This is a genomic window from Pseudomonadota bacterium (assembly GCA_013285445.1).
Taxonomy (GTDB): Bacteria; Pseudomonadota; Gammaproteobacteria; order Xanthomonadales; family Wenzhouxiangellaceae; genus Wenzhouxiangella.
Genome location: CP053448.1, coordinates 120,129 through 145,721, shown reverse-complemented (window position 1 = coordinate 145,721; position 25,593 = coordinate 120,129). Strand labels below are relative to the sequence as shown.

General features: G+C 53.0%; 31 protein-coding genes. 28 read left to right on the top strand and 3 right to left on the bottom strand.

Annotated features, from left to right (window positions below; translation table 11 throughout):
• The first annotated feature begins 157 nt into the window (after positions 1 to 157).
• The 3 genes from HND55_00830 (at position 158) to HND55_00820 (ending at position 1,593) form a co-directional block, all read left to right on the top strand.
• Positions 158 to 343 (top strand): addiction module toxin, HicA family, encoded by a 186-nt coding sequence (locus tag HND55_00830; protein QKK01315.1) that lies wholly within the window; start codon positions 158 to 160, stop codon positions 341 to 343.
• Between the two features lie 8 nt (positions 344 to 351).
• Positions 352 to 561, top strand: a complete 210-nt coding sequence (locus tag HND55_00825; protein ID QKK01314.1) for a type II toxin-antitoxin system HicB family antitoxin — start codon at positions 352 to 354, stop codon at positions 559 to 561.
• A gap of 471 nt (positions 562 to 1,032) precedes the next feature.
• On the top strand, positions 1,033 to 1,593 hold the full coding sequence (locus HND55_00820) for a hypothetical protein (protein ID QKK01313.1): 561 nt from the start codon (positions 1,033 to 1,035) through the stop codon (positions 1,591 to 1,593).
• A 208-nt stretch (positions 1,594 to 1,801) separates the two neighbouring features.
• Here the strand turns inward: HND55_00820 and HND55_00815 are convergent, their stop codons facing one another.
• The 3 genes from HND55_00815 to HND55_00805 are packed head-to-tail and all read right to left on the bottom strand — an operon-like array spanning position 1,802 to position 4,037.
• Positions 1,802 to 3,340, bottom strand: coding sequence for an IS66 family transposase (locus HND55_00815; GenBank protein QKK01312.1), 1,539 nt, complete (start codon positions 3,338 to 3,340; stop codon positions 1,802 to 1,804).
• Positions 3,341 to 3,358: 18 nt separating this feature from the next.
• Positions 3,359 to 3,742 (bottom strand): IS66 family insertion sequence element accessory protein TnpB, encoded by a 384-nt coding sequence (gene tnpB, locus HND55_00810; protein QKK01311.1) that lies wholly within the window; start codon positions 3,740 to 3,742, stop codon positions 3,359 to 3,361.
• A complete protein-coding gene (locus HND55_00805) occupies positions 3,726 to 4,037 on the bottom strand; it encodes a hypothetical protein (GenBank protein ID QKK01310.1) in 312 nt (103 codons plus the stop codon). The genes tnpB and HND55_00805 overlap by 17 nt, the downstream gene beginning before the upstream one ends.
• Positions 4,038 to 4,205: 168 nt before the next feature.
• On the opposite strand from HND55_00805, the gene HND55_00800 reads away from it, so the two are divergent.
• The 25 genes from HND55_00800 to HND55_00680 all read left to right on the top strand — a co-directional run bounded on the left by HND55_00800 (position 4,206) and on the right by HND55_00680 (position 25,529).
• Positions 4,206 to 4,589, top strand: a complete 384-nt coding sequence (locus HND55_00800) for a hypothetical protein (protein ID QKK01309.1) — start codon at positions 4,206 to 4,208, stop codon at positions 4,587 to 4,589.
• Positions 4,590 to 5,050: 461 nt separating this feature from the next.
• Entirely contained in the window at positions 5,051 to 5,440 is a 390-nt protein-coding gene (locus tag HND55_00795) for a MerR family transcriptional regulator (GenBank protein QKK01308.1), read from the top strand.
• A gap of 60 nt (positions 5,441 to 5,500) precedes the next feature.
• Positions 5,501 to 5,884, top strand: a complete 384-nt coding sequence (locus tag HND55_00790) for a MerC domain-containing protein (protein ID QKK01307.1) — start codon at positions 5,501 to 5,503, stop codon at positions 5,882 to 5,884.
• Positions 5,866 to 6,081, top strand: a complete 216-nt coding sequence (locus tag HND55_00785; GenBank protein QKK01306.1) for a hypothetical protein — start codon at positions 5,866 to 5,868, stop codon at positions 6,079 to 6,081. The genes HND55_00790 and HND55_00785 overlap by 19 nt, the downstream gene beginning before the upstream one ends.
• Positions 6,082 to 8,062: 1,981 nt before the next feature.
• Positions 8,063 to 8,650, top strand: coding sequence for a hypothetical protein (locus HND55_00780; GenBank protein QKK01305.1), 588 nt, complete (start codon positions 8,063 to 8,065; stop codon positions 8,648 to 8,650).
• Between the two features lie 98 nt (positions 8,651 to 8,748).
• Entirely contained in the window at positions 8,749 to 9,291 is a 543-nt protein-coding gene (locus HND55_00775) for a hypothetical protein (protein ID QKK01304.1), read from the top strand.
• Between the two features lie 609 nt (positions 9,292 to 9,900).
• Positions 9,901 to 10,695 (top strand): hypothetical protein, encoded by a 795-nt coding sequence (locus HND55_00770; GenBank protein QKK01303.1) that lies wholly within the window; start codon positions 9,901 to 9,903, stop codon positions 10,693 to 10,695.
• A 98-nt stretch (positions 10,696 to 10,793) separates the two neighbouring features.
• Complete coding sequence (locus tag HND55_00765) at positions 10,794 to 11,216, top strand: hypothetical protein (protein ID QKK01302.1); 423 nt, start codon at positions 10,794 to 10,796, stop codon at positions 11,214 to 11,216.
• Between the two features lie 94 nt (positions 11,217 to 11,310).
• Positions 11,311 to 11,862, top strand: a complete 552-nt coding sequence (locus HND55_00760) for a hypothetical protein (protein QKK01301.1) — start codon at positions 11,311 to 11,313, stop codon at positions 11,860 to 11,862.
• Between the two features lie 49 nt (positions 11,863 to 11,911).
• Positions 11,912 to 12,394, top strand: coding sequence for a hypothetical protein (locus HND55_00755; protein QKK01300.1), 483 nt, complete (start codon positions 11,912 to 11,914; stop codon positions 12,392 to 12,394).
• Between the two features lie 110 nt (positions 12,395 to 12,504).
• The gene (locus tag HND55_00750; protein QKK01299.1) at positions 12,505 to 13,455 is read left to right on the top strand and encodes an FRG domain-containing protein; all 951 of its coding nucleotides are present in this window, start codon (positions 12,505 to 12,507) and stop codon (positions 13,453 to 13,455) included.
• A gap of 1,209 nt (positions 13,456 to 14,664) precedes the next feature.
• On the top strand, positions 14,665 to 15,129 hold the full coding sequence (locus HND55_00745) for a hypothetical protein (protein QKK01298.1): 465 nt from the start codon (positions 14,665 to 14,667) through the stop codon (positions 15,127 to 15,129).
• A 72-nt stretch (positions 15,130 to 15,201) separates the two neighbouring features.
• Positions 15,202 to 15,942, top strand: a complete 741-nt coding sequence (locus tag HND55_00740; GenBank protein QKK01297.1) for a hypothetical protein — start codon at positions 15,202 to 15,204, stop codon at positions 15,940 to 15,942.
• Between the two features lie 98 nt (positions 15,943 to 16,040).
• Positions 16,041 to 16,739 carry a hypothetical protein gene (locus HND55_00735; protein QKK01296.1) on the top strand — a complete coding sequence of 233 codons (699 nt, stop codon included), beginning with the start codon at positions 16,041 to 16,043 and terminating at the stop codon, positions 16,737 to 16,739.
• 77 nt (positions 16,740 to 16,816) lie between these two features.
• Positions 16,817 to 17,287 (top strand): hypothetical protein, encoded by a 471-nt coding sequence (locus tag HND55_00730; protein QKK01295.1) that lies wholly within the window; start codon positions 16,817 to 16,819, stop codon positions 17,285 to 17,287.
• A 450-nt stretch (positions 17,288 to 17,737) separates the two neighbouring features.
• On the top strand, positions 17,738 to 18,286 hold the full coding sequence (locus HND55_00725) for a hypothetical protein (protein QKK01294.1): 549 nt from the start codon (positions 17,738 to 17,740) through the stop codon (positions 18,284 to 18,286).
• A 72-nt stretch (positions 18,287 to 18,358) separates the two neighbouring features.
• Positions 18,359 to 18,883: a DUF1780 family protein gene (locus tag HND55_00720; GenBank protein QKK01293.1), complete on the top strand. Its 525-nt coding sequence runs from the start codon at positions 18,359 to 18,361 to the stop codon at positions 18,881 to 18,883.
• A 46-nt stretch (positions 18,884 to 18,929) separates the two neighbouring features.
• On the top strand, positions 18,930 to 20,159 hold the full coding sequence (locus HND55_00715) for an ISL3 family transposase (GenBank protein ID QKK01292.1): 1,230 nt from the start codon (positions 18,930 to 18,932) through the stop codon (positions 20,157 to 20,159).
• A gap of 92 nt (positions 20,160 to 20,251) precedes the next feature.
• Positions 20,252 to 21,049 (top strand): hypothetical protein, encoded by a 798-nt coding sequence (locus tag HND55_00710; protein QKK01291.1) that lies wholly within the window; start codon positions 20,252 to 20,254, stop codon positions 21,047 to 21,049.
• 703 nt (positions 21,050 to 21,752) lie between these two features.
• Entirely contained in the window at positions 21,753 to 22,343 is a 591-nt protein-coding gene (locus tag HND55_00705; protein ID QKK01290.1) for a hypothetical protein, read from the top strand.
• A gap of 126 nt (positions 22,344 to 22,469) precedes the next feature.
• Positions 22,470 to 23,084: a DUF5343 domain-containing protein gene (locus tag HND55_00700; protein ID QKK01289.1), complete on the top strand. Its 615-nt coding sequence runs from the start codon at positions 22,470 to 22,472 to the stop codon at positions 23,082 to 23,084.
• The gene (locus HND55_00695; GenBank protein QKK01288.1) at positions 23,081 to 23,659 is read left to right on the top strand and encodes a hypothetical protein; all 579 of its coding nucleotides are present in this window, start codon (positions 23,081 to 23,083) and stop codon (positions 23,657 to 23,659) included. The genes HND55_00700 and HND55_00695 overlap by 4 nt, the downstream gene beginning before the upstream one ends.
• Positions 23,660 to 23,725: 66 nt before the next feature.
• Positions 23,726 to 24,268 carry a hypothetical protein gene (locus HND55_00690; GenBank protein QKK01287.1) on the top strand — a complete coding sequence of 181 codons (543 nt, stop codon included), beginning with the start codon at positions 23,726 to 23,728 and terminating at the stop codon, positions 24,266 to 24,268.
• A gap of 104 nt (positions 24,269 to 24,372) precedes the next feature.
• Positions 24,373 to 24,960: a hypothetical protein gene (locus HND55_00685; protein QKK01286.1), complete on the top strand. Its 588-nt coding sequence runs from the start codon at positions 24,373 to 24,375 to the stop codon at positions 24,958 to 24,960.
• A 98-nt stretch (positions 24,961 to 25,058) separates the two neighbouring features.
• Positions 25,059 to 25,529: an aspartate ammonia-lyase gene (locus HND55_00680; GenBank protein QKK01285.1), complete on the top strand. Its 471-nt coding sequence runs from the start codon at positions 25,059 to 25,061 to the stop codon at positions 25,527 to 25,529.
• The last annotated feature ends 64 nt before the right edge of the window (positions 25,530 to 25,593 follow it).

Sequence of the window (25,593 nt, the reverse complement as noted above, 5' to 3'; positions counted from 1 at the left end):
TATCCATTCAATTTCACCATAGCTCGTGCCATAACAAAGCCTTCAACCGGACGCGGGGTAAGCTGGTGGCCGGCAAAGCCGGGTTGGGTTTACGGGCGCGCCGGTTAAGGCAAACGTTAGGCGAGCAGCGCAGTGAAGCCTGCTGTCGTCGAAGCCGATGAAAGTAAGTGATATTCTTCGGAAACTGAAAGAAGACGGGTGGTATCACCACTCGACACGTGGTAGTCACCGGCAATTCAAGCACCCCTCCAAGCCCGGGAGGGTAACGGTTCCGGGAAAACCTGGAGACGATTTAGCTGTCGGAACAGTAGTCAGCATATACAAACAAGCCGGCTGGAAATAGGTGTAGTCATGAAGTATGCAATCGTCATCGAAAAGGCTAAGGACAATTACTCAGCGTATGTCCCCGATCTCCCTGGTTGCATCGCAACCGGGGAAACAGTCGAGGAGGTGGAGCAGCAAATCCGGGAGGCTATCGAGTTTCATCTTGATGGAATGCGAGAGGATGGGGAGCCCATTCCTCCGCCAAGTAGCCACGTTGAGTACGTTGATGTCGCCTAACAAGTCGCTCAAGTTCGTTCTGGCCCTGTCGGGCCTCCACCGGACGCGCCAGAGGCGCGCCGCTTAGCTCAGACGTTAGCTGTTGGAATGAGTATTTTTAGATCTGCATGGGAGAACGGCCAGAGTGAGGCAGTTGGTAGCTGCAGCCGTGCCACGGGCGCTGGGGCTGCTTCCGAGTGCGGACTTACTAGCCCGGCTTGGCGCTGCCACTTCTTGGTGAGCAGTCCGGCGGGTTGCGTGTTCGCCGCTTCTGCGTGGAAAGGTCGCAGCGGCGTCCGGCTTCCTGCCCGTCGAAAACTGGGGCGGGTTTCACTCAGCAGCTGGGGCGCTTTTGCGGAGAATTCCCCTTCCACAGCTAACAAGTCGCTCAAGTACGTTCCGGCCCTTCGGGCCTCCACCGGACGCGGCTAAAGCCGCGCCGCTTAGCTCAGACGTTAGGTTTGACCAGAGGCAAAGCTGGAGGAGTCATCGATGAAAAAGCCAGAGATTTCGCATACAAAGTCAGATCCGGCACTTGCCGGTACTAGTGGGGACTCCAGCTGGGTTGATGGACGAAACTGTGTGTATAGTGATAGCGCTATCGCCAACTACCGAGTCTCGATTAGAACGCCCAATGGGTGGAAGTCATTCGGTCACTTTAATGACCTTGAAACTGCTTCATATGTGGCAAATATCGCTATCCTGGTCGAGCAATGCGAGGATCGGTACGAGTTGAATACTGGTCTTGGAGAGAAGGACAAACAGGCGCTCGCAAGATGGCGAAATCAGGGTAACAACCGAGAACTGGAGAAGCAAGCTGCCGAACGGTACAAGCGTGTTAAATCTGAGCTAGAGGCCTATAAGAATCAGGTATTAGAAGAGGAGAGGCAGAAGCAGCGCAAAGAAGCAGAGTGGCAGCAGGCGCATGAGGAAAAGATGAGCATGCTGAGAGGCATGACCAAGGAAGAGCTTGTTGAATTTATAAATTCAGCATCTGGGAGTGACCCGTACTATGTTATAGCGAAGGGAGAGCTTCGTAATCGACAGAACTGACATTCGTCATTGAGGTCTCTAGTTAAGTACACCATGAGCAACCCTAGGAAAAAGATTGAAACTATCGAAGAGGCCGTTTCTCTGCTTGAGGAAGATCTTCAAATTGAGCAGGGCTTTCTCATAAAGCTTATAGATGAAGATGACTGGTCGTTCGTCATAAAGAGTCATGCGTTTCTTGAGGCCGCCCTGGCTCACTTAATGTAAGCGCCTACAAATCCCCACCCTTGACGTTGCCCGGCAGTAATGCGTCAATATCGTCGATGGTTTCGGCCAGTGGCAGCTCTTGAAAAACCTGACGCAGGTAGGCATAGGGCTCGATGGCGTGGCCCTTGGCGGTTTCGATCAGGCTGTAGAGGTTGGCGCTGGCGCGAGCGCCCGCTGGTGACTTGGAGAACAGCCAGTTCTTGCGGCCGATGGCGAACGGCCGGATGGCGTTTTCGATGGCGTTGTTGTCGATCGGGTAGCGGCCATCGTCGAGGTAGCGCACCAGCGCTGGCCATTGGTTGTGCAGGTACTGAAGCGCTTCGCCCAGCTTGGTCTTTGGCGCGACACGCGGCAGTGTCGTGGTCAACCAGGCGTTCAGCTGGTCGATGACGGGCTGTGACTTGTCCTGGCGCAAGCGGTGGCGCTCGGTCGGGTTCAGCGCCTGGGCTTCGCGCTCGATCCGGTAGAGCTTGCCGATCAGCGCCAGGGCCTGATCCGGGCGTCCGATCTTGCCCTTTGGCTGGAGCTTGGCGGCATCGAAGAACTTGCGCCGGGCATGGGCCCAGCAGCCCAGACGGGTGATGCCATGGTCTCGACAGGCCGCGCCATAGCCGGAATAGGCGTCGGCCATCAGGGCACCGGAGAAGCCTTCCAGGCGCGCCACGGGCACATCGCCGGCACGACTGGCTTCGTAGTGATAGACCCGCAGCCGCTGCCCTGGTGGGCCAGATCCCATGACCCACATGTAGCTGTTGCTTCGTGCCGGCTTGCCGGGTTCGTCGAGGACCTGGACGGTGGTCTCGTCCATGCCGATGACCGGGGCTTCGAGGATCTGCTCGGTCAGACGATTGATCAGGGGCTGGACCAGCTTGCCGCAGCGGATCATCCAGTTGGCCAGGGTGGTGCGGTCGAGCTCGACGCCCAGCCGCGCGAACTGCTGAATCTGTCGGTACAGCGGCAGGGCGTCGACGTACTTGGCCGTGGCGATGTAGGCCAGCAGGCCCGGTGCGGCCATCGACTTGCCCAGCGGCTGGGCGGGCTTGGTGGCGGTGGCCACATGCCCTTCGCAGCAGGGGCAGGCGTACTTCAGCCGGACGTGGCGGATGACCTTGACGCTCGCCGGAATGATATCGAGCTGCTCGGAGGTCTCCTCGCCGATGCGCTCCAGAACCGCACCATCGTGCGGACAGACCTTGTCGGCCTCGGGCAGGTCGTGAATGACTTCCTCGCGCGGCAGCTCCGGCGGCAGGGCCGGCCGGCCCCGACGCTGGCGAGAGTGCGGCTTGACAGCGACCTCGGGGGGCTCGCTTGCCGCGATCTCCTCGGCTTCGTTGAACAGGCCCAGCTGATCTGCACTGGCCTGCTCGCTGGTGCCGGCAAAGGTCTTGCGCTGGAAAGTGCGGATGATCTCTTCGAGCTGATGAATGCGCGCTTCGCGCGCCTCGAGGGTTGCCTGCTGGCTGGCCAGCTGCGCCTGGAGAGCGGCGATCTGATCGGCCGTTGAGGGATCTGCAACAGAGGCTTTGTTGACGGCCGACGACATGCAGAAAGTATAGCATAATCAATAGCATGAAGCACCACCAATCAACGAATTAGTGGCCGAAAAGTGCAGTTGTTGATGGCCCTGCATGCGCATCACATCAAAACCCTCGAGCAGCCAGTTGAACTCACGCTCGCCCCAGCGGATCACGCCGTCGGCATGCTTGCGCGGCCACTGGAACTTCGCCTTCTCCAGGCGCTTGTACCAGAGGCAAAAGCCGGTCTGGTCCCAGTAGAGCACCTTGAGCCGGTCGCGGTGGCGGTTGCAGAACACGTACAGCGCATCGGCGAACGGATCCAGGGCCATCTGCTGCTCGACGATGGCCGCCAGGCCGTCAATGGACTTGCGAAAGTCCACCACGTCGCGGTGCAGGTAAACCTTGGGCAGGTCACGAAACAGACGCATCGGCCAGCTCCCGCATCAGTTGGGCGACCCAGGCCGGACAAGCCGAGCTTGGAAGCTCCAGCGCGACACCGCGCCACGACACCGCTATCTGGCCGGTGAGCTGAGACGGCATCGGCGGCGCGACCGCGACCAGGCCCTGATGCGTATCCGCCTCGCGCAACGCCTTGCGGCGCCGGTAGAAGGACTTCGGTGTCAGGCCATGGCGCTGACAGAACTCAGCCACCGACTCTGCGCCGGCAGCCTGCTGCGCGATCAGCTCTCGCCACTGATCGGCTTTGAGGTAACGTCTGCTCACTTGCTTGCTCCATCCTGAAAATCGATGGAATCAGCATAGTGATCTATGCGTCGTTGAGAAGAGTGTCGGTTCGTAGGCGCTTACCACTTAATATCCGAAGCCCTGTCCGAGACTAAACTTCATAGTGTCTTCGCTAATATCGAGACTTCAAACAACAAGTCAGGAAAGTTGGCCTTTATAAAAGCCCTGGGCCTGCTTGACGAAGAAGCTCGTAGATTTATCAAGGCAGTCTCAGAACTACGTAATAATCTAGTACATGATATTGCTCAGGTGGACTTCTCTTTTGCGGAGCACATCACTTTGTTGGACCGCCAACAGAAAACGAACTTTCTCAAGTCATTCGGTTACTTTGCAAATGGTGAGACGTTTGAACTTAGCGGCGAATCATTTGACACCTCAGAATTCATGCTTGTCAATCCGAAGAAGGGGGTTTGGTTCAGTGTAATGGCACTTTGCTCTGTCATCTACCTTTCCAAGGAACATGTGGCGCTTCGTAAAATTATTGCCGAACTTAAATCCCAGATTGAGGCAGGGCCTAAACGTGGCACCTAACAAAGGGTTCAACCGGACCCCGGTATGCTTGGCGGCGGCAACGCCGGGCAAAGCCCGTGGCGGGGCCGGTTAACCCAAACGTTAGCTGTTGGAATGAGTGTTTTCAGAACGGCATCCGAGAACGGCCAGAGCTGGGCAGTTGATAGCTCCCGCCGTGCCACGGGCGCCTCGGCTGGTTTTCGGAGGGGAGTCGGAACCCAAGCTCAGCGGTGCCAGTTTCCAGCAAGCAGCCCAGCGGGCCGCGTGTTTGCCGCCCGCGGCGGGGAAGGCTTCTGCCGCTTCTGGCCTTCCGCCAGTCGAAGTCCGGGGCGGACTTCGCTCACCGGCCTAGGTGCTTTGACGGGGTACATCCCTTCCACAGCTAACAAATCGCTCAAGTACGTTCCGGCCCTCCGGGCCTCCACCGGACGCGGCTAAAGCCGCGCCGCTTAGCTCAGACGTTAGATTCCATCCATAGCCCAATGAGAATCGGAGAGCTCGCAAAAAGCGTCGGTGTATCCGTCGAAACGGTTCGCTACTATCAGCGGGAGGGGCTTTTGGATACGCCTGAAAGGCCGTATGGTCAAAACAGGCACTACACCGTTGAACACCTGAATCGCCTGAAATTTATCAAACGTGCTCAGGCACTCGGGTTTTCCCTTGCCGAAGTTGGCTCATTGCTTAGTCTTTCTGCGTCGGACTGCTCCGAAGTTGAAAAAGTGGCTAGTCGAAAGCTTTTGCTCGTTCGTGAAAAACTGGCTGATCTATCCAGAATCGAGTCAGTCTTGGTTGAGGCTGTGGCGGGCTGCAAAGAGCGTCGTTCTTATGAAGGATGTCCCATCATCGAGAGTCTAATCGACGAAAAGGCTTGAAGCCGTACTTAGGTACGGGGTTTATGCTGGCCTCGTTTTCATGTTCGAGGTCACTGAAAAATGAAAGAGTCCTTAGTTGGTGTCGGCGGCATCGGAAGCATCGCGTCGGCGGTTGCTGCTGCAGCCCCTTGTTGTCTTCCTTTCCTAGCATCTGTTGCCAGTGCCGTTGGCCTGTCCACATTATTGCCATACTCAGAGTTTATTTCGTACCTGGTGCAGGCGTTTGGAATCGTTGCGGCAATCGGAGCGTTCTTGTCGTTTCGGCGGCATGGCAAGTACGGCCCTCTGGTCTTAACGGTCGCTTGTGTAGTCAGCCTGGTCATTGTCTACAACTTCTCGCTAATTGCGTGGCTGTTGTACTCTGCACTAGTGGGTTTGGTCGTCGCGGCCATCTGGAACACCTTCGAATCTAAGAGGTGCAATCAATGCTCAGCGAAGGCATAGTGCTTGAGTCAACAATTACTTGCCCGAGCTGTGGCCACAAGAAAACGGAAACGATGCCCACAAATGCCTGCCAGTACTTTTACGATTGCGAGGGCTGCAAAGTGGTCCTAAAGCCCCACTATGGGGATTGCTGTGTTTTTTGTAGCTTCGGTTCGGTCAAATGCCCTCCAATTCAAGAGGGAAAGTGTTGTGGGTAATGGCATCTAACATTTCGCTGCAGGTGACGTTTGCCCCGCCACGCACTTTTGCTACCGCAAAAGCACATGTCGCCGCAAACGCACCTGAGCTCAGGCGTTAGCTGTTGGAATGAGTGTTCCTAGAACGGCACCGGAGAACGGCCAGATCGGGGCAGTTGGTAGCTCCCGCCGTGCCACGGGCGCCCCGGCAGATTCTGGGAAGGGAGTCGGAGGCCTGGCTCGACGGTGCCAGCTTCCGGCTAGCAGCCCAGAGGGCCCGGTGTTTGCCGGCCCCGGCGAGAAAGGCTTCTGCCGCGTTTCGGCTTTCGCCAGTCGAGGGCCGGGGCGGGCCTCGCTCCCTGCAGCGGGCGGCGGGAAGGGATTGGCACCTTCCACAGCTAACAAGTCGCTCAAGTACGTTCCGGGCCTGTCGGCCCTCCACCGGACGCGCTAAAGCGCGCCGCTTAGCTCAACGTTAGGCTATAAACCCTCAAAGGAGTAATGAAAATGGGAAAATCACCAAAGGAGACAGGCGGGCCGGTCGTAAAAACCGGACCAACTGCTGGAAAGAATCGGTCACGAAATAACGACGGTGCGTGGCGAAAGAAGAGAAGTGACAGTGGAAAGTCCAAAAAGAAGTCAGGAGGATGCTTCCTAACGACAGCCGCCTGTGAGTACAAAGGATTGCCGGATGGTTGCTACGAATTGTCTGTGCTCCGCGATTTTAGGGACACTCAGCTCTTAAAGACAGACGAGGGAAGCGCAATGGTTGAGACCTATTACAAAATTGCACCAGCCATTGCTGACACACTCCAGTCGGATGCCGACCTAGAGTATATCTGGCAAATTATCACTTCCTGCGTGCGTTCCATCGAGAACGAACAGTTCGACGAGGCGTTGGCAAATTATAGAAACATGGTGTGCTCCCTGGAGTCTCGGCTGCTCTAGCAATCGCCTAACAAGTCGCTCAAGTACGCTCCGGCCCTTCGGGCCTCCACCGGACGCGGCTACCGCCGCGCCGCTTAGCTCAGACGTTATAGCACTTGTGCTGTCCAGCAGATGATCCGTTGCCACACTTCGAAGTGTCGCTGCTTCCACTTGAGTGCCGGCAGAGAACTGGTAGCAGCCCTATGCGGCACGTCGCGTTGCCTTTCCAGCCCGCCGGTCAACTTCGCGCTGGTTAGGCTTCGAGCGCGCGGGCTCCGATCCGAGTGGAAAGCTCGTTGCCAAACTGGCAGAATTGAGCCATGGGCGGCGGTGGCGCGTTTCGTATTGGTGGTTTCAGCAGGCTGGCGCTTCGGCCCGGCTTTCCTACGGCTCCGCTCTGGCCAGTGCCTTCGCTCCAGGCCGCACCCTTCGCCACAGCAGGACGGCAGATGCGCCCCGCGCGCCTTCGGCCTGAAAACAGGCGGCAATCCCGGGTGCTCTGGTATCCATTCAATTTCACCATAGCTCGTGCCATAACAAAGCCTTCAACCGGACGCGGGGTAAGCTGGTGGCCGGCAAAGCCGGGTTGGGTTTACGGGCGCGCCGGTTAAGGCAAACGTTATAGCACTTGTGCTGTCCAGCAGATGATCCGTTGCCACACTTCGAAGCGTCGCTGCTTCCACTTGAGTGCCGGCAGAGAACTGGTAGCAGCCCTATGCGGCACGTCGCGTTGCCTTTCCGGCCCGCCGGTCAACGTCGCGCTGGTTAGGCTTCGAGCGCGCGGGCTCCGAGTGGAAAGCTCGTTGCCAAACTGGCAGAATTGAGCCATGGGCGGCGGTGGCGCGTTTCGTATTGGTGGTTTCAGCAGGCTGGCGCTTCGGCCCGGCTTTCCTACGGCTCCACTCTGGCCAGTGCCTTCGCTCCAGGCCGCACCCTTCGCCACAGCAGGACGGCAGATGCGCCCCGCGCGCCTTCGGCCTGAAAACAGGCGGCAATCCCGGGTGCTCTGGTATCCATTCAATTTCACCATAGCTCGTGCCATAACAAAGCCTTCAACCGGACGCGGGGTAAGCTGGTGGCCGGCAAAGCCGGGTTGGGTTTACGGGCGCGCCGGTTAAGGCAAACGTTATGCATCCAGGTTGAACATAGTATGGGAATGACTCCAGAGCAATTTTTAGAAGCGTTCGTTGACCAGAATCGCCTCGATTGTCATGAAAGGCCTGGTGACGTTCGACGAGGCTTCAATGCCGCTGTGTCGTGCTCCCACTTAGCTGATCACTATTTCGCCTACAACAAGCGCCACTGCCCCCGAAAGGTCGCTGAGTTCCAAACCATAGGAGACATTGTCGAATACCTCTCCGAACAGACCGATGGCGCCTTCCAGGACATTAGAAGCGTCTCAAATGCCTACAAGCATCTTTATACCGGAACAGGCCCGTTTTCTCGCTATTCCACCGTCGATTCTTGTGGCGCAATAGAAGGGCTCACATTTACCTCCGATGACCAAATCAGCGAGATCCACGAAGAGTATCTTGCCGAAGGTAAAGAGAATTCTCGGTCGGCAGTAGTCGTTAAGAGAAATGACGGATCACAGTTTGAGCTCTTGCCTGCGCTAGACAAGACCGTTCAGGTCTTTTTCGACCTAGTCTACGCCGATGCATAACAAGTCGCTCAAGTACGTTCCGGCCCTGTCGGGCCTCCACCGGACGCGCTTACGCGCGCCGCTTAGCTAAATCGTTAGAGACGAGAAGAAACACAAAGATGTCAGAGGCACAAGACTCCTTCCAATTCGGAATCCAAGACTCCGAAGACCTCCTGGCGCATTTCGATGCGATCAACTGCCAGCCTCCACCGGAAAATGCAGAGGTGTTGAAAAGAGCAAGCTTGGTTATGGCTCTGACCGCATGGGAGACTTATGTCGAGGATCGCGTAGAGGAAGCGCTATCTAAGAAGTTGGCTATTGTTTCTGGGAGCTATGCTGGCAACTTTATTCTTAGGAGGTTAGCAAACGACCTCAAGACCTTTCACAATCCAGACTCAAACAAAACTCGCCGATTATTTTTGGAGTATCTCGAAGTCGATGTTACGGAAGGCTGGAGCTGGGCCAATATGGATCCAGCGAAGGCCAAAAAGACACTCGACGCTTGGCTCAAGAAACGAGGCGATGCTGTACATCGTGCGAAGAAACCTACCAATGGTAGTCCCAGCAAGCATCTCGTGAAACGCGAGGAGCTCGTAAAAGTCATTCGCTTCGTAAAAGAACTTGTCGTTGCTACGGAGAAGCATCTTGCATCGCGTCTCTAACAAATCGCTCAAGTACGTTCCGGGCCTTGCGGCCCTCCACCGGACGCAGCAGAGCTGCGCCGCTTAGCTCAGACGTTATAGCACTTGTGCTGTCCAGCAGATGATCCGTTGCCACACCTCGAAGCGTCGCTGCTTCCACTTGAGTGCCGGCAGAGAACTGGTAGCAGCCCTATGCGGCACGTCGCGTTGCCTTTCCGGCCCGCCGGTCAACGTCGCGCTGGTTAGGCTTCGAGCGCGCGGGCTCCGAGTGGAAAGCTCGTTGCCAAACTGGCAGAATTGAGCCATGGGCGGCGGTGGCGCGTTTCGTATTGGTGGTTTCAGCAGGCTGGCGCTTCGGCCCGGCTTTCCTACGGCTCCGCTCTGGCCCGTGCCTTCGCTCCAGGCCGCACCCTTCGCCACAGCAGGACGGCAGATGCGCCCCGCGCGGCTTCGGCCTGAAAACAGGCGGCAATCCCGGGTGCTCTGGTATCCATTCAATTTCACCATAGCTCGTGCCATAACAAAGCCTTCAACCGGACGCGGGGTAAGCTGGTGGCCGGCAAAGCCGGGTTGGGTTTACGGGCGCGCCGGTTAAGGCAAACGTTGAGCCGACAAAGGAATGAGCGCGACATGACTACCGATTCCCATGACATTCCGAGCCTCCTGGAAATGCTCCGAGAAGGGACGGAGCATCTAACCAACATGGCCAAAAAGCTGGAGTTCCCTTGGGAAGGCGAGACCCAGGATCCGCGACGCCTCCACAACGTGTACGCACGAAACCTCATCACTTGCTACGTCAGCAAGTTTTCTGACCTTTCGAACGGAATTCTGGAGGCGGTGGAAGGGTCAAACTTCCTCACATACGCGCTTTGCGGCCGATCTCTGATCGAGACCACGGCGACCCTCCGGTACTACATTCACCATGAATACAAGCCGCTACTCGACACGGGGGAACTCGGTCCGGACGAGATGCGTAAGCTAGTGGAGATCGATGATCGGCACCTGCGAGGTACGCGCTTCGACTGGGAATCGTTCCTCTTCCGCAACTACGCAAAAATTAAGGAAGACGCGATGGCCCATCTGGATGCGAAACGAAAGAAGAAGATTCCGTCGGCTGCCCAAGAGTCCACCAGCAGGCCACAGGTTAACGTCCTCACGTGTGTAGAGCGATGGGCGGAACAATCGCCCGAGGTTCTCCTCGGCTACAATCTGTTCTGCGATCTCGTACATCCAAACATAGGCAGCAACTTTCTTGTTGCTTCAACGTCACCCGATGGACTCTTCTTTTCTCGGTTCCGTGGTGAACCGGTAGGACGCCAGATCTTCGAGCAGAGCTTGCCGATTCTCCTTTCGATGACGCATAAGCCGTTCGGTCCGCTTCTCACCATGCTTATGGGCACGATATGGCAGGATGATGAACTTTAGCAGAGGAGGCGGCTCAACAACGCCATCAACGCGGACGCGTAAAAGCGCCGCTTCGCTCTGCTTTTGCGCGCCGGTTATGGCGAGCGTTATTCATCAAAGTGAAAATCCATAAGGTCGACGCCGCCCGCAGGCAGATCGAAGCTGCCATTCGGCTTTGGGAAGACGAAGACCACGTCTCGGCTTTAACTTTAGCGGGCGCGGCCGAAGAAATTCTAGGGAACCTGCTTGGCCGATCCAACATGACCAGCTTTCTGAAACGAATTTCAGACCAGGCGGAACAAAGACAGAGCAAACTCCCACCGAAGGAGCTTTACAAAATCGTAAATCGGACCAAAAACGCGCTAAAACACGCAAATGACGATAGCGAGGATGCCGTCGAGTTCGATGTAGAAGATGCCCGTTTGATGGTAACGAGGGCTCTTATCAACTATCAAGAGCTAACTGGCGCGCTGACCTCTAAGATGAGCGCATTCATGGCCAAACACGTAATAGGCTCGTGGCTCCTTCCAGAAGATGAATAACAAGTCGCTCAAGTACGTTCCGGCCCTACGGGCCTCCACCGGACGCAGCTAAAGCTGCGCCGCTTAGCTCAGACGTTAGCAATCAGGGGCCACTATGAACTTCAAAGAAGCGAAAGAGCTATCCTTGGCAAACCCTGGCTCCGTTATAACGCGCGGAGAATCTGGTGGATTTATAGTTCGATTGCCAGATGGAACAATCGCAGAAGATCAAACAGATGAAATTCCTAAACATGCCATTACGAATCTCTATAAACAGCTCGAATCTGCAAACCAACAAAAGTCCGATCTCGAAGATAAATTAGAAGGCGAAATCCAAACACGCCACCAGCTACAAGCGCAACTGGAAAGCCTAAAGACTCGTTGCGATGAGCTTGAAGGGCGACTCGCAGAAGTGCCGGATCATGTATGGGAAGAGATCGAACATCAAAAGGCTAAAATGCAGCATGATCGACTTATTGAGCTTGCGAAGGCCGGAGAGCTTTCCAGCCGTCAACTTCAACAGCTTCTTGATAGAGCGGCACAGTTTGAATTTACAGATGAGGAGAGATCAATGCTTTCTGATAGACTCCAAGAAGCTCGGGAAAATGAAAAGCCTAAGATTACACCTGATTCATTTGTCATACATGCCAAGACTGATGGACAGTAAGTTTTTTGGTCGTCTGTTCTATATCCGAATATAAGTTAAGTTTGCGTATATGAAACCACAGGAGTATGAAAGCCTCGTGGCTAGAGTTGCGCAGGGGATCACGGATTCTGCAGCACATTTGCGGAAAGCCGATATAAAATTGGGCGCAACCAACAAGCTTATCGGAGCTTCGGGTTTCCCCCATCAAGTAGATGTTGGGATCCGAGTTGACACTGATATTTACCTCGTCGAATGTAAGCGTTGGAAAAACAAGGTTGGCGCCGAACAGATACTTGTGTTAGCCGCTCGTGCTAAAGATGTTTGCGAAGCAAACCCTAGTCATAACGTTCACTGCATTCTCGCCGCTACACAGGGGTTTACCCGAGGGGCTTTTCGGCTGGCTAAGCACTTCGATATACAGCTGGAGATTATTAAGTCGCCCCATGAATTTGGTATGAAAATTGGGAATCAAATTCATGTTGCTCAAGGCGATTGCGTCGGCCTCAGCGATGAGGCGACTATAGAAGTGCGGCGCAATGGCAAATTTATATAGAGTGAATCATTACAGGCTTGCTAACAAAAGCGTCAACGCGGACCGGCTTTTCCGCTGGCGCTCCAAAGCCGGCCGGTTACGCTAAACGTTAAGCGAAAAGGAATAGAAAATTGAGTGCCGAAGATTTCTGGAAACCATTTGAAGTAGAAATTTCTGATTTCAATGGTTTGCTTGAAGTTATCAACCAAGTCATGGAGAAGGCAGTTACTAAAAACATCAAATTTGCCTGGAGAGGGCAGATTGATGCGAGTTGGTCGCTCCACAGTTCATTATATCGACGAATGAATCTTACTAAAGGCAAGGTTTTAACAGAAGATGAAATAGCTAAAGAAGAGAGAGAAATACTTGCTGAATTGCACCGGTGGGGGCTTCATTCTTCATCTCAAACAGGTAGGTTATCTATATTGAATCAACTTGCTATGCTTCAACACTATGGCGCTCCTACACGTCTCATCGATATCACTTTTAACGCTTGGGTTGGGGCGTGGTTTGCAGTTGAAGAAAAGTGGAGTAATGGCGAACGAGTTCATGAAGACAAGGACGCAAGACTCTTTGCTTTTGATGTGACTGATCGATTAATCAACGAAAATGAAGATTATCGTTCTTGGGAAGATAATTTCAGCAGGCCTTGGAAGGCGGGTCGAGCAGACGGGATTGATAAAAAAGAATGGACTACATCTGTGTTCGCATGGAAGCCAGCAAATCTCGACGCAAGAATTGCCGCCCAAAACGGCGGTTTTTTATTTGGTGGAGTTCCCGCATCAAATAAACCAGACAACAAAAAGTTTCAGTTCCCAAAGTCGCCGAATTACAAAGACGGTTGGTGGTCGATTGAGGAGGGTAGAAAGGCGTGTTGTATAGCTGCGCGGCCACACGTATTTGAGCCGGCCAAGGGCAAGGGGGCTGGGTCGGGTGCCATGTACACATTTAGAATAAAAGCCGCTGCAAAAGAAGATGTTCGCAAAAGGCTTGATAAGCTATTTGGTTATAGGCACTCAACTATCTATCCAGACTTTTCTGGGTTTTCGAGCTTCGCAACACCCAGAATCAAAAGTTATTGATGAACGTTCGTCCGCTTAACAACGCCATTAAGTCCGACGCTCGTACCTCGCGCGACTTATGGCAACGTTAGCACGCAGGAGAATACATGCGCACAGCACAGGGCGGGACAAGAAAGTGGTGCCCATACTGCGAAGAGACAACGATCTGTAGGGCAGTTAATCCCTCAACTCTCGGGTATGAATCGGGCCAGCGCTGGTACCGAACCAAGCATACGGATGTGCGGTGGTTCCGTCGCGGTCTAATTTGCCAGGAATGCGAGAGTGAATGGCTCACTGCCGAGATTGAAGAATCGTTTCTCGATGAGCTTATTGCTCTTAGAGACGCACTGAAAGATGTGAAGGAAAATGCCGAGCAGTACATTGAGGAGTCGCATAAGGCCTCCGGTGCTCTTCAATCACTTACAAAGTCGCTTAATGTCCTGAAAACCCTACGAGTTTACAAGGCTAAGTAATGCGTGCTAACAAGTCGCTCAAGTACGTTCCGGCCCTTCGGGCCTCCACCGGACGCAGCTAAAGCTGCGCCGCTTAGCTCAGACGTTAAGTGACAAAGTCACGACTACATTACGAGCTCAAGATTCAGTTCGGACTCACTCACGATTGTGTTCGAGCGTGTATCTTCGCCGACCACATAGTTCGTGCCAGTCCAGAGCCTGAGGCATGGGTTAGTTTTGCAGACATCTGTTACTCAGATGCCGTCCTGACGTGGTCGCAGCTTTTTGGAACCGATCGTCAGGAAACTCACTGGAAAAGCTTCCTCGGCAAGCTTTCAAGTCTTCCGGCGGGGCTAAGGCCGTTTTCGTCAGACCTAGTTTGTAATTACCTAAACATAGAACGGGGCGACTGGGACCAATTCCATGACCGAATGGTGCGAACCAGGAATGAGCGCATCGCGCATATTGACAGGTTCTACGATCTGAGCGAATTCCCTGGGCTAGATTGGGTCTTTCGATCCTGCTATTTCTACCGGGAGTGGCTGCTGACGCTGCTCGATGAGTCAACTCAGCCCAGTAGTGACCCCGATAAGGAGCCGCATTCCGGTCGGGAAATGCTGGAGATATTCAGGCGGCAAATCGCGGAGATATGTCCGAGCCATGTCACTTAACAAATCGCTCAAGTACGTTCCGGCCCTTCGGGCCTCCACCGGACGCGGCTAAAGCCGCGCCGCTTAGCTCAGACGTTAGACATCAGTACCAAAGTAGGAGAAACGCCATGAGAACAACCATGAATATTGCAACATTTCTAATCATTTCGCTGGTTGCTTTCCCCAGTAATGCCTGTGACGTAGATACTGGCGAACGGCAGCAGCACGTGTTTCTATCTTGGAACGGGCAGCAGATCACTGACTGGATCGTGACAAATGGCGAAATTCAGCAGGTTTCTTTGCCGAATGGTTTTGAGTTGGGAATCAGCCTCGATGAGCCTGGGCCGGAGGTATATACACAGCAAGCTGAGCGCCACGACTACGTTTGGGAGCTAGTAGAGATCAAGCTGTTTGACGCCAGCAATGAAGAACCTAAGCTTCTTTCTCATACCTATGGTGGCACCAACTCCAAGCAAGGCTTTGGTGCCCGAGGCGGCGCCAACCGGGTTTCAGAGTTGGGCGATCCCGGCATTCTGCTTACTCTTTTAAAGCCCATATGCCTGGAATCAAAATCAGTCGCCGCGGCACCCTGATGTCTAACAATGCATTCAACTCGGACGCCGGCAAAGCCGGCGCCGGTTAATGCAAACGTTAGGTGCTAGAGAATGTCTCCAATTGATCGAGCTCTGGAGGTGATCGAACGCGCTTTCCGAGCAATGGAGGATGCGCTGCCTAGAGCAAAACTGATTTCCAGAGGGCCAACTAAGGTATTCAGGTTCAAGGACCCCGACATACACCATGCAATCGTTATGAAGTTGGCGCGTTTAGTCAGTCTACTAAGAGGCGCCAAATTACTGATGGAAAACGGATACGTGCAGGAGCAAGGGATACTCCATAGGGCTATTGACGAGACGCACGAGGATATCGTCTTTCTAGTGTGTGCAGTAACTAACGACAAAGTTACAGAGCTGCATCAACGATATCTGGACGCTTTCTGGCAAGAGCAATTTGAACACAACGAAGACGGCGCACTTGAAACAAACGCCAGGCCTATGGTCCGCAGGAAGAAAATTAGAGCCTACATATCCAGAATTCTGGGCGGAGGTGGAGATCCGAGCACAGCCAACAAGGTCGGCTATACCATCTATAGTGGGTTCTCGGGATTCGTCCACGGGGCGGCACCACACATCATGGACCTATATGCTGGATCACCGCCAAGATTCCATACTCAAGGAGTGAAGGGAACCCCTCGAGAGGAAGAGTATCGGTACGATTACTGGAACTACGTTTATAGAGGGCTTTTATCTTGTATCTTTGCCGCAAAAGCTTTTGGTGCAGCCGATCTTGTTTCAAATCTGCAACTGTTCACAAAGCAATTCACGATCGAGACTGGTCGTGAACTCTGAAAATGCACCTAACAAAAGCGTCAACGCGGTCCGGCTTTTACGCTGGCGCTCCAAAGCCGGCCGGTTACGCTAAACGTTAGGCCGCGCGCGTAGTAACTATGAAAGATGAAATCGATATCACGTTTGACTTCCGAGCCGATACACCTGAAGGAAGAGATCCGGACGCAGCCAGCCCGACACTTCGTCGCTACCACAAGCTTCTGTGGAGTAAACCTTTACCTGGAGGAGCGATTTTTGAACTGAGCGACTCAAAAGCTGGTTGTTATCTGTATCACGAATCAGACTTAGGAAAGTTTTCCCTGGCTAGTGATACTGTCATTCCATCCTTTCGGAAAATCCCAGAGATAAGGTCGCTGGTCCCGGAAAACGAAATCGAGGTCTTCAACAAGATAGGCTACACGATAGGTGGAATGATGTTATTTCCAGGCAACAAAATCCATCGGAAAATGACGATTAACGGTGCCCGCGGATTCCACCCGTTAATTAAGGACCGATTTGATCTTACCTTGGAATGCATACGGAGGCACTATGCGGGGGAAGAGAGTCCATTAAGCGATCCTCTCCAACGGTATTCTGACTTTTTTGCGCTCTTCGCTGACTTTGATGGATATGTAGAGTTCTTTCTATTGCAGGATCTTGTAGTCGGAAGCGAGGTAAAGCTTTCCAAGCCGTATGATAACTTTCGGAGCTCGCCAGTACCGAAGACTGTCAAGGAGTATAGGGATTATCGTGATGACACAGTAGAATTCATCAATTCACGAAACCGACGCATTCGATTGGCAGCGGCAGCGGCCTAACAAAAGCGTCAACACGGACCGGCTTTTCCGCTGGCGCTCCAAAGCCGGCCGGTTACGCTAAACGTTAGTTTTCTCCAATGAGTGAATGGGAGCAAATTCTCTACACCGCATTCGCGACGCTTATAGGCGGGACAATCCTGTATGTGGTCGGGGAACTGCTATCCAAGCGCTATATCGACCCAATCGACGAGCTACGAAGACAGATTTCACAAGTCAGATACGTGCTTTCGTTCTTTGCTCCCGTTATCCATACCCCAATTTCGAGGAACGACGAACGGTCTACTGAAGCCGCAAGAGCGCTTCGAGAAGTGAGTGCGAACCTACTATCTATGCTCGAGCTCCTGCCCAATGGAGGCCCATTTAGGCGGCTCGCGCTCCGAGCGTTGCCGCCAGAAGAGGATATCGAGGACGCGGCTATCCATCTGAGAGCGCTCTCAACGCACATGCATGAGATGGGCGACGAAGCAGACGAATCAATTCAGCAAGTCAACGCGAGAGTAAGGAAGATACAAAGTTTGTTGGGCTTTAGAGATGAAGACGAAAACTAACAAGTCGCTCAAGTACGTTCCGGCCCTACGGGCCTCCACCGGACGCGGCTAAAGCCGCGCCGCTTAGCTCAGACGTTAGCTGTTGGAATGAGTATTTTTAGATCTGCATGGGAGAACGGCCAGAGTGAGGCAGTTGGTAGCTGCAGCCGTGCCACGGGCGCTGGGGCTGCTTCCGAGTGCGGACTTACTAGCCCGGCTTGGCGCTGCCACTTCTTGGTGAGCAGTCCGGCGGGTTGCGTGTTCGCCGCTTCTGCGTGGAAAGGTCGCAGCGGCGTCCGGCTTCCTGCCCGTCGAAAACTGGGGCGGGTTTCACTCAGCAGCTGGGGCGCTTTTGCGGAGAATTCCCCTTCCACAGCTAACAAGTCGCTCAAGTACGTTCCGGCCCTTCGGGCCTCCACCGGACGCGGCTAAAGCCGCGCCGCTTAGCTCAGACGGTTAGGCATTGCTTGGATGTCACAGTCCGAAGAAGACAAAATACTGGAGATATTGGAGCAGGACCCGCTGCTTGCGTTCTCAATATATACGCAAGTGCAGGTTAAGTTTTTAGAGCAGACAGCGACACGAATCGAGGCTGTGCTTGAGGAAGGGATCCAGGGAACCCACATTCAGGGCGGCTGTTTCAACGAAGCCTACGGCCTGTTTTGGCTATGGGTTCTTGGGGCTTATGAAGTGGTGAGGACGATGTCCCAGCATGGGGACTGCTTCGATAGTGACCTTAGGTCGCGCATTCTTGAAATCAAACGCTACCTGAAGCGGCTTAGGATGCCATTTGCGAAGCAGGAACTTCCTCGTTGGAACCGGAAGGAAGAAACTAAGCCAATATGGGGCGAGCTTTCGGTGACCGATGTAGATACAGCAAACAAGGATTTACGTTTCCGCATGGAGGGCCACGATTTAACCGCAAGAGCTGCCCTTAAGGAGTTTAGGGATTTCATTACGTCAATCGAACTTGCCTCCATAAGGGGTAAGATCCCAACGGGTCCCAGCCCCTATGCCTAACAAGTCGCTCAAGTACGTTCCGGCCTTCGGCCTCCACCGGACGCGCTTACGCGCGCCGCTTAGCTAATCGTTATGAATGATATCGAGAATATGCCGGAATGGAGGGCCGAGAGAGTCCGATCACTCGAAGAATCTGTGAAATTCTGGAGTGACGAGAATAAGTTTCATCGAGAATGCCACGTTGTAATGACGCTTCTACTATCTCTCGGTGAGCAGTTTGAAGTTTCGGAGTTGCTGCCTGCCGAGGAGCCGATAGACGTTCGCATTCGGGATTACAATTTCCAGATCAAGGAAGTAATGCAGTCTGGAAGAAAACGGCACGATGAGTATGTCAAAGCATTAGAAAAAGCAAAACGGGCAAAGCGATATTCTGATCTGCTCACGGAATACACACCCAAGAAAGTGACATTGGAAGAAATTGTCGAGCGGTGCGTAAAACGCAGTATCAATTTAACGAAAAAGTATGGGCCAAGAGAGCGCGAAAATCTCGATCTCGTCTGCTACTTCAATTATATTGAGAATGAAGAAGTATATTCAGCAATTGATTTACCAAGTGAGCATTATTATAGAGACTCTTCCCGGTTTTGTGTGGGCTGACCGGTTCGGATAGCCTACGGGCTGGCCCTGCTGAGAGTCCAGTCCCATGCACGACCGCGAGCTTTACCGTCAGATTTTGGGTATCCAGACGCCGTGGGAGGTTTCTGAAGTGCAAGTCGACCTGCCGGCAGCCGGTGTGACCGTCCATATCCGACATTCCGGAGAGGGCTTGGCCTGTCCGAAGTGCGCGCAGCGCTGCCCGGGCTACGACACCCGTGAGCGCAAGTGGCGACACTTGGATACCTGCCAGTACAAGACCTGGCTGGTCGCGCAAGTGCCGCGCGTTCGGTGTCCGGAGCACGGCGTTCACCAAGTCCCGGTGCCTTGGGCGGAGAGCAACTCTCGGCTGACCGCGCTGTTTGAGGCTTTGGTGATTGACTGGCTCAAGATTGGCACGATTTCGGAGGTGGCCGAGCAGCTGGGTTTGAGCTGGTCGGCGGTCAGCGGTGTCCAGGAGCGTGCGGTGGCGCGCGGCCTGGCGCGTCGCGGCCAGGCCTTTCCGGACTCGATCGGCATTGATGAGACGGCGTTTCAACGTCGGCACCAGTATGTGACCGTGATCAGCAGTGGCGATCGGGTGCTGCATGTGGCTGACGACCGCAAGCGCGAGACGCTGGGGGCTTGGTACGTCGAGCAACCGGCTGAAACGCTGGCCGGCCTGCGCACGGTCACCATGGACATGTGGGGCCCGTTCATTGACGCCACGATGGCGCATGTGCCGGGTGCTGCGCACAAGATCGCCTTTGACAAGTTCCACGTCGCCCAGCATCTCGGCGACGCCGTCGACAAGGTTCGCCGCAGTGAACACAAGGCCCTGCTGGCCGCTGAAGGTGGCTCGCTTCTGAGCAAGAGCCGCTACCTGTGGCTGCAGCATCCCGACAACATGACCGACACGAACTGGAGCCGCCTCAAGGAACTCAAGGCCGCCAACCTGAAGACGGCCCGGGCCTGGGCGATCAAGACCCACGCGATGTGCTTGTGGGGCTACAAGCGCCGAGGCTGGGCGCGCAAGGCCTGGATGAGCTGGTATGGCTGGGCCATCCGATCGCGCCTGGAACCGATCAAGAAGGTCGCCAGAATGGTCAAGCGTCATCTTGAGGGCATCGTGACGGCTGTGGTGACCGGTGCAACCAACGCCCGGGCCGAGGGCTTCAACACGAAGATCCAGAAAATCAAGCGTGATGCCCGGGGCTTCCGGAACAAGGAGCGGTTCAAGGCTGCCATCTACTTTCACCTGGGTGGCCTCGACCTCTACCCGGCGGCGGTCCAGAAATGAACGCCACCCACACGATTCAGTGAAGAGCCATTTTTAATTGGATTGAAGAAAACTATCATCAATTCCAACTACCTCAGACGGATAACATTGAAGTGACTTTAGGTGCTTTAAAGCCTCTGGGTGAGCTCGTTCTTACGTTTGAAATATTCCACAGTTACGGATACAGAAAAGGCGAGTGTGAAAGGTTTATTTCGCGAGCATGGGATGCCGTTAGTGACGGTGAGGTGCTTCTCAATGCTCTGGCGGCTAGACCGGACTTAATAGTCCTGTCATCACTATATGCAAATTTTAAAGAATTTGGCTGCACCAATGATAGGCTTGAAAAACTTGTATTGCATTTGATTTCTACTGATAGTTGTAAAGGCTTAGAGTTTCCCTATTGGCGTAAACTTGATCTCCTTCATGCAGCTGAGAGTCTAGGAATCAACAGCATGCCTGAGGTCGCTGATAAAGATTGCTGGTTTTATAAATGTCCAGAACCTTGGGTCATGTCTAATGATATTGCGTATGCCATTACCCATGATGTGTTTTATCTTTCAGATTTTGGAAGAAAAGGAACTGATAGATTTAGTAAAAACTCGCTTGAGTACCTTAATGTTTGGGTTCCGGCGTGGTTGAAAATTTTCGCTGATCAAGAAAATTGGGATATCGTATCTGAACTTCTTATGGTGTCTCAGTGTATAAATAAAAAACAGCAAGAAGACAGCTTTTATGCATTACTGATTGGTGCACAAGAATCTGATGGATTGATACCTTCACCAGCAGGTGCTGGAAAACAGCTATTGGACTTTGAGTTAAACCCAGATAAACATCGAAAGCGGTTTCTGTCTAATTATCATACTTGTCTTGTGGCGGGCATGGCCTTAGCCATGAAATCAGCAAGCGTATAACAAAGCGCTGCTGGCGGACAAATTTTACGCTGCGCTACAAATTTGCCGCAGAGCGCGGCGTTATACGTTGTCTGTCTGTGACAATTAGCCGCAATGCCAAATGGGAGGCCAGATGAAGCCAGTTAAGAAAACCTTGCTAATCCTTACCGCTGTGGCAATTGCGGTAACCCTTTTGTTCCCACCTTTCCATTTCTTAAGAGGGAACGGCGTTGTGATGAACTACGGGTATAGCTTTATATTCTCCCCTGCCAATCCCACCGGGGATGCTTACGCTACCGTAGACGTTTTACTCCTGCTCGCTCAGTGGATAGGGATACTCCTAGTAGCCGGCCTTTTTTGGATGTGCGCGAATGACGAGAGCTGATATCGTGCGAGCAAAGATGATTGCTGCGTATAACAAGTCGCTCAAGTACGTTCCGGCCCTTCGGGCCTCCACCGGACGCGGCTAAAGCCGCGCCGCTTAGCTCAGACGTTAGGCTCAAGGATCCTTATGCCGACATATCGGATTACGGGAACTGGAATCGAAACGGGCCGGAAGAGAACCCGGACGTATGAGGGGCGAAATGAAGACGAAGCCAAGATCAAAGCCCTTGAGGATGGGACGAAGCCCAGCAGTATCGAGCTGGTGCCCCCTCCACCGCCAACTGAGCGTCAGTTGCAGTACGCCAGAGGTGTAGGGATTGATGTTCCCGCGGACGCTACGATGCGCGAAGTAAGCGACCTATTATCCATACATGAGGACCGAGACAAACCAGCCACAAAACGTCATAGAGGCTTCGCGGAATACTTCGGTGTAGAATCGACACGATATGTCGGGAAGAAAAGGCTGTTTGAGCTTGTATTCGGTGAATTAGCTAAACCAGGGCGAGAGGCTGATTTGGCCCTGTGGTTTACTTTCCGAGTATACAGAGAACTAACGGGCGCCTCCGATACTGCACCAGCTCAACATCCAAGCGATCCCAAACTCGTTTCAATTGCCAATCGGCTTTCCGACGACGAGAAGGTTATTCAGTCCATTCGTCGCTATCGGGGAGAAGACCTCATATGGTTCGGCCAGTGGACGTCGCCGGAGGGCTTCACCTACACCGGAGGCAGCAATCGAACGGCAGCCTATAAGGCCGCTTCAAGTGAGATTAAAACAGAGTTCGGGCTTGCGAAGCCTTCCCCGAAGTCCTCTATTAGTTCGAAAGCGCCATCCAAAGCTTCAGGTTGTTTAGGTGTGCTCGCGCTGGCATCCCTTATGCCGACCGGGGTTGGGTTTTCAATTTGGTTGTTAATAGAAACTCTAGCCTAACAAGTCGCTCCAGTACGTTCCGGCCCTTCGGGCCTCCACCGGACGCAGCTAAAGCTGCGCCGCTTAGCTCAGACGTTATGTAGAATGTAGAAGAAGGAGAACACAGTGGACGTTAATGTTCCGTACATGCCATCGAACAAGAATCTCCATGCCATTTTGGATGCTGCGCAACATGCGGCCGTTCCAGAGAGCTTTTCCTATGAGTTTCTAAGGGATCTAGGGTTTACCAGTTCCAACGATAGGTCGATTATCAAGGTCCTCAAGTACCTCGGTATGCTTGATGCGTCTGGACGGCCTCAGAAAAGCTATCGAGATTTTGTCGATCATACGAAAACAAAGTCGGTGCTAGCTCAGAGGCTCAAAGCGGCATACGACGACCTTTACCTTAGTCACAAGAAAGCACACGAGAAATCAGTTGAAGAATTGAAAGGTTGGTTTCGATCTAAGACCGGAAAGGGTGATGCCGTTGCCTATAAGATGGCTGCGACATTCAAGGGGCTTGCTTCTTATGCCGACTTCACAAAGGAACCGAAAGAGGCGCCAACACATCCAGGAGCAAAGCCAGAAAGTGGTCATGGCGGGGAATCACCGCCACCACCCGGGTCAAATGGTGATGATGGAGGTGGAGGTTTCGGAGGGACTGTGGGCTTAGTCTATCGCCTAGAAATACATTTGCCTGATACTCAGAATATCGAAACGTATCGCGCGATATTTAAAGCTATGAAAGAAGAGCTAGGATGATGATTAAAGATGCCAATGACTTTCTGCTAAAGGGGTTGTTTGCCTCATATTGCGTCCGCGACCTGCAAACGAGCGGCCTCTTACGCACCCCAATCTACAATGATCAAGAGAAAAAAGATCACGATCTATTCGTCTCAGCTTCCGAAACAATACGCCAAGGTTCGTTGTCGATGCAACGATATTATCGAATGCTGTACGTTTTTGAAAACCTCGTCAGAGAGTTCATAATAAACACGTTCATTGACATCGATGGTGAAAATTGGTTTGAAAAAAGAGCAACGAAGGGAATGAAGGATAAATATGAAAGAAGAAAAAGTAGTGAAGAGAAGAATCAGTGGCATACAGGAAGAAATGAGCACCCTATTTTCTACCTAGATTTCGGGGATCTAGGTAATCTGATCACGAACAACTGGGAGGTGTTTGGGGATTTCTTTCCAGATCAAGCGTGGGTAGCCAGTCGGGTTAGTGACTGCGAGCGAACACGAAATGTGATTGCCCACACTAATGAGCTACCTGCGGAGGAGGGGGCGCGATTACAGATGCACCTTCAGGACTGGATTAGACAAATCGGCTAACTACATAACCAAACCATGCAATTGACGCTCGTGCCTCGCGCAATTGATGGTCAGCGTTAGGTTTCCATGAAAGATATGGATCCGGCCGAAAGGAACGCCCAGCAAACATATGCGCTTCTCTATGCTGGTCAGCAGGATTTAAGTCAGGCCGCCTTCTATGCGGATCACTTACAGTCCAAGGGATGGTATTTAGAGCCTTGGGAGGGTTCCTGGCAAGACTATTTGCACCAGGCCGCCTACGTAACCTCAATGGTTATTTCCTACAGTAGGCCCTTTACGGAAAGTCGCGGCTGGCCCAAGTTTCCGAAGCGGATACTGAGGGTGTTGGATACCGAGCAGAAGCAGCTACACAGACATCTGCTCGACCTGAGGAACGAAGTGTACGCTCATACAGATATTGCCGCTCGAAAAAACAGACCAATCACTCTCGGCGGACAACCTTCCGCGATTGAGGTCATCCCGCCGCTCAAATGTTCAGCGGACGAGCTGATGCAGGTCCGCATTCTAATCCGCGATATATCGCTAGAAATCGAGCGTAAGCTGGCCGAACTCGCGGAAACTGTAGCGAAGGAGCATTTCGATGCAGATGGACATCCAAAAGAAACCTAACAAATCGCTCAAGTACGTTCCGGCCCTTCGGGCCTCCACCGGACGCAGCTAAAGCTGCGCCGCTTAGCTCAGACGTTATGTTCCATCAAGGGAGGGGGTAGATAATGAACACTGAGGCACGATTACGGGAAGCAATCGAAGCCGGCGAGGTATTGAAAGTTGTTTACAGTGGCGGCAGCCAGCCTGGCGCTATGAGGGACGTGGCACCTATAAGCATTAAGAACGGAAAAGTACGTGCACGTTGTTTCACTTCTAATGCAGTGAAGTCATTCGTGATTGAAAAAATCACGATACTACAAGAAGAAAATGATATATCCGCAGTCGAATGGAATCCCGATGCCGAGCAGGTCACGCGCTATGAATCAATTAATGATCTTTCCGAAAAAGAGATGGACGCCTTATCAGCCCTTGGATGGCATGTTGAATCTGATGATAATTGCCTAAGCCTGCACAGGCGATTTAAAAACGGGAAGCCTATGAAGGGCTCAGATGTATCAATTGATTATGAGGAATTTACCTACGATTTTGTGGTCGAGTTAGATGGCGAGCTACACGAAGAAAATCGAAGAAAACGGCAGCGGCCTTGGTCAGTCCGAGGCAAGAATCAAGACACGCGATCCTATGGAAGCCTGGATAAGGCAGCTGGGCTATTCCTTGAATGGGCCGCGTCATTTGCACCATCGAGATCATGAAAACGTTAAAAATGGAACATAACCAGGCGCTTCACCCGACCAAAAACCGCGATGCGGTTTTCGTCGGGTGAGCTTGGTCGTTAGCAGCTAGAGGACATATGGATAAATCGCAAACGGGGTTGGCTGGTGAGTATTTCACGCTGGCACAGCTTACGAGAAAAGGGCTAGTTGCCACACTGACACTAGGAAATACGAAGGGTGTCGACATTCTCGTTACAAATCAAGATTTGAATCGTCTCTATAAGGTTGAAGTTAAGACTTCTACTTCGAAACCTAACAAAGCTCGTCTTTTTGGAGACGGTTATTTCTACTCATGGACGATGTCAAAAAAGCATGAGGCCCTAGTTGATGAAAACCTAGTGTATTGCTTTGTAAACCTTCAAGAGGAGGATGAGCTTCCATCGTTTTTCCTCGTTGAAAGCAAAGTAGTTGCAAAATATGTCAAATGGCAGCATGAATTTTGGCTAGACGGAGATTCGGGAAGGAAAGATTCAAACATGCGGGTATTTCGTATCCCAGTTGAAGATCCTGACAGCTATCGAAACAACTGGCAGCTATTGGGTTGCTGATCCACGCTGCTAACAAGTAGCTGTTGCCGGACGTGCCTACGCTGCGCTCCGGCACGCCGCAAAG